The organism is Streptomyces sp. WELS2 (assembly GCF_013870595.1).
Classification (GTDB): Bacteria; Actinomycetota; Actinomycetes; order Streptomycetales; family Streptomycetaceae; genus Streptomyces.
The window spans coordinates 1-3,407 of record NZ_JACBWZ010000684.1 but is presented as its reverse complement, the minus strand read 5'-3'; the positions used below and the strand labels follow the sequence as shown (position 1 = coordinate 3,407).

Annotated in this window: 4 protein-coding genes; all 4 read left to right on the top strand. The window is 71.7% G+C overall.

Annotated features, from left to right (window positions below; all coding sequences use genetic code 11):
* Positions 1–272 (top strand): tautomerase family protein (locus H5J33_RS28100; protein ID WP_309485508.1); only part of this gene is annotated, 272 nt, incomplete at its 5' end.
* A 218-nt stretch (positions 273–490) separates the two neighbouring features.
* Entirely contained in the window at positions 491–1,723 is a 1,233-nt protein-coding gene (locus tag H5J33_RS28095; RefSeq protein WP_181797637.1) for a cytochrome P450, read from the top strand.
* Positions 1,724–1,775: 52 nt separating this feature from the next.
* A complete protein-coding gene (locus H5J33_RS28090) occupies positions 1,776–3,011 on the top strand; it encodes a cytochrome P450 (protein WP_181797636.1) in 1,236 nt (411 codons plus the stop codon).
* Positions 3,012–3,037: 26 nt separating this feature from the next.
* On the top strand, positions 3,038–3,229 hold the full coding sequence (locus H5J33_RS28085; RefSeq protein ID WP_181797635.1) for a ferredoxin: 192 nt from the start codon (positions 3,038–3,040) through the stop codon (positions 3,227–3,229).
* Positions 3,230–3,407 lie beyond the last annotated feature (178 nt).

Below are 3,407 nucleotides of genomic sequence, written 5' to 3'. Positions count from 1 at the left end.
GCCGCACCGGCGCCGCTGCCGGGACGGCGCCCGGCCTGCCCCCACCCATCGGGAAGGAACACCTCATGCCCTACGCCAACCTCAAGGTCCCCGCCGGCACGCTCACCGACGCGTCCAGGAAGAGGCTCCAGGACGCCGTCACCGACGCCTTCGCCGGCGTCTACGGAGAACGGGCCCGCCCGAACACACTGGTGATCCTCGAGGAAGTCGCCGACGGAGGCTGGAGTCTCGGCGGGACCATCCTCGACGCCGGGTTGCTCGGCCGCAGTTGAGCGAGGCGGGGGTCTTTGCCGCGAGGATGAGGACGGAGCCGGTCCGTACGCCCGCCGGCCGCACCCGGGAGGGGCCTGTTCCCTAGGGGCGGCTAGGGGTTGGGTCCCGCCGTGGTGGCTGCCTAGCGTGCCAGGGACGGCCGACAGCGCCGCACGGCGCCGAGCCCGGAGCATCCGTCGCCGGCGCGTCCCGCTCCCTTTCGTGCGAAGAGGACCTGATGACTGCACCTGCCGAACCGGCCGACCAGGCCGCGCCGCCGGACTTCCCGATGCGGCGGGCCTGTCCCTTCAGCCCGCCGGCCGCCTACGCCGAGCTGCGCGAGACCGCTCCCGTCTCCCGGGCCCGGCTGAAGGTCAACGGCAAGCCCGCCTGGCTGGTCACCCGGCACGACCTGTACAAGAGGCTGCTGGGCGACGAGCGGGTCAGCGCGAACCTGAAGCTGCCCGGTTACCCCCTCCAGGTGCCGGTGCCGGAGGAGATCCTCCAGTCGGTGCCGCTGACCTTCCTGTCCCTGGATCCGCCGGACCACACCGTCCAACGGCGCATGCTCGCACCGGAGTTCAGTGTGCGGCGGATGCGCGAGCTGCGCGGCCGGGTGCAGCAGATCGTGGACCAGCAGATCGACCACATGCTGGAGAAGGGCGCGGACGGTCCGGTCGACCTGGTCACCGCCCTCGCCCTGCCGGTGCCCTCCCTGGTGATCTGCGAACTGCTCGGCGTGCCCTACGAGGACCACGGCCGCTTCGAGGAGTGGGCGTGGGCCATCATGAACCACGACATCAGCGAGGAGGACCGCGGCCGCGCCCACTACGAGCTGGACCGGTACGTGGACGGGCTGGTCACCGCCAAGGAGAGCGAGCCGGGCGACGACATGATCAGCCGTCTGATCGAGTTCAACCGGCAGACGCCCGCCGTGGAACACTCCGACATCGTCAGCATGTCCAAGCTGATGCTGGTCACCGGGCACGAGACGACCGCCAACATGATCGCGCTCGGCGTGCTGGCCCTGCTGGAGCACCCGGACCAGCTGGCCGCCGTCCGCGCGGAGCCGGAGCTGATGCCCCGCGCGGTGGAGGAGCTGCTGCGGTTCTTCTCCATCTCCGACGCGGGCACCGCGCGCGTCGCCCTGGAGGACATCGAGCTGGGCGGGGTCACCATCCGGGCCGGCGAGGGCATCCTGCCGCTGAACAACGCGGCCAACCACGACGCCCGTGTCTTCCCCGACCCCGACCGCCTGGACGTGCGCCGCGAGGCCCGCAGCCAGCTGGCGTTCGGCTACGGCGTCCACCAGTGCGTCGGCCAGAACCTGGCCCGCATGGAGCTGGAGGTCGTCTACTCGACGCTGCTCGACCGGATCCCGTCGCTGCGCCTGGCCACCCCGGTGGAGGAACTGCGGTTCAAGGACGACGCGATCGTCTACGGCCTGTACGAGCTGCCCGTCACCTGGTGACGCCCCACCGCCCCGCCCCCCTCCTGCCGTCACCGACGTCCGAAAGGCAGCCATGACCCAGTCCGCCGACGCCGTACCCGAGGCGGAAGCACCGCCGGTGCGATTCCCCCTGCGGCGCACCTGTCCGTTCGCCGAGCCGCCCGAGTACGCCGGGCTGCGCGCCGACGCCCCCGTCTCCCGCGCCGCCCTGAAAGTGAACGGCAAGCCGGCCTGGCTGGTCACGCGGCACGAGCACGTCCGGCAGGTGCTGGGCGACAGCCGGGCCAGCTCCAACCTCAAACTGCCGGGCTATCCGCACCAGTTCCACATCCCCGAGGAACTGCTGGCGCACATCCGGCTGATGATGCTGAACATGGACCCGCCGGAGCACACCGCCCACCGGCGCATGCTGATACCGGAGTTCACGGCCCGGCGGGTGCGGGAACTGCGCCCCCGGATCCAGCAGATCGTGGACGAGCACGTGGACGCGATGCTGGCCGCGGGCGGCCCCGTCGACCTGGTCACCGCCCTCGCCCTGCCGGTGCCGTCCCTGGTGATCTGCGAACTGCTCGGCGTGCCCTACGAGGACCACGCCCGGTTCGAGGAGTGGTCGGCCGCGCTGATGAACCACGACCTGAGCCCGCAGGAGTACGGGGCGGCCGTGCAGGCCCTGGACACGTACCTCGACCGGCTCGTCACCCTGAAGGAGAACGAGCCGGGCGACGACCTCATCAGCCGCTTCCTGGAGAAGAACCGCACCGAGCGGGTCGCCGACCACACCGATGTGGTGACGATGGCCCGGCTGATGCTGGTCGGCGGCCACGAGACCACCGCCAACATGATCGCCCTCGGGGTGCTGGCGTTGCTGCGACACCCGGAGCAAATGGCCGAGTTGCGGGAGGATCCGGCCCTGCTGCCGAACGCGGTGGAGGAGTTGCTGCGCGTCTTCTCCATCTCCGACTCCGGCACCGCCCGGGTCGCGGTGGCGGACATCGAGGTCGGTGACGTCACCATCCGCGCGGGCGAGGGCATCCTCGCCCTGAACAACGCGGCCAACCACGACGAGTCGGTCTTCCCGGACCCGGGCACCCTCGACATCCACCGCGCAGAAGCCCGCGCCCACCTGGCCTTCGGCTACGGCGTCCACCAGTGCATCGGCGCCAACCTCGCCCGGGTGGAGCTGGAGGCGGTCTACGGCACGCTGCTGCGCCGCGTCCCCGGCCTGCGGCTGGCGGCCGAGCCGGAGGAGCTGCGGTTCAAGGACGACGCCATGGTCTACGGCGTCTACGAACTCCCCGTCACCTGGTGACGGCCGACGCGAACGGAGCACCCCTGATGCGTGTCTTCGCCGAACGCGACCGGTGCGTGGGCTCCGGCCAGTGCGCGCTGCTGAGCCCCGAGGTGTTCGACCAGGACGCCGACGGCCTGGTCACCCTGGTGAACGAGGAGCCGGCCGAGGAGCTGCGCGAGCAGGTGGTGCGGGCCGCGGACCTGTGCCCGTCGCGGTCGATCCGCGTGCACGGCTGAAACCCGCGTGACGGCGGCGGGACCGGGTGGCCCGGTCCCGCCGCCGTCGGTCTACCGGGGGCCGGAGGGGCGGGGGCCCGCGAGCGACTGCGCCTGCTCCAGGAATCGGGGCAGCCACTGCTCGTAGGAGACCCCGTCGAGGAACTCCAGCGCCGCCCGCGCGTCCTCGCCGACCACG

Bases quoted from the DNA above. Each gene is read 5' to 3' on its own strand.
- H5J33_RS28095 (WP_181797637.1), top strand. From the start codon at position 491: ATGACTGCACCTGCCGAACCGGCCGACCAGGCCGCGCCGCCGGACTTC.
- H5J33_RS28090 (WP_181797636.1), top strand. From the start codon at position 1,776: ATGACCCAGTCCGCCGACGCCGTACCCGAGGCGGAAGCACCGCCGGTG.
- H5J33_RS28085 (WP_181797635.1), top strand. From the start codon at position 3,038: ATGCGTGTCTTCGCCGAACGCGACCGGTGCGTGGGCTCCGGCCAGTGC.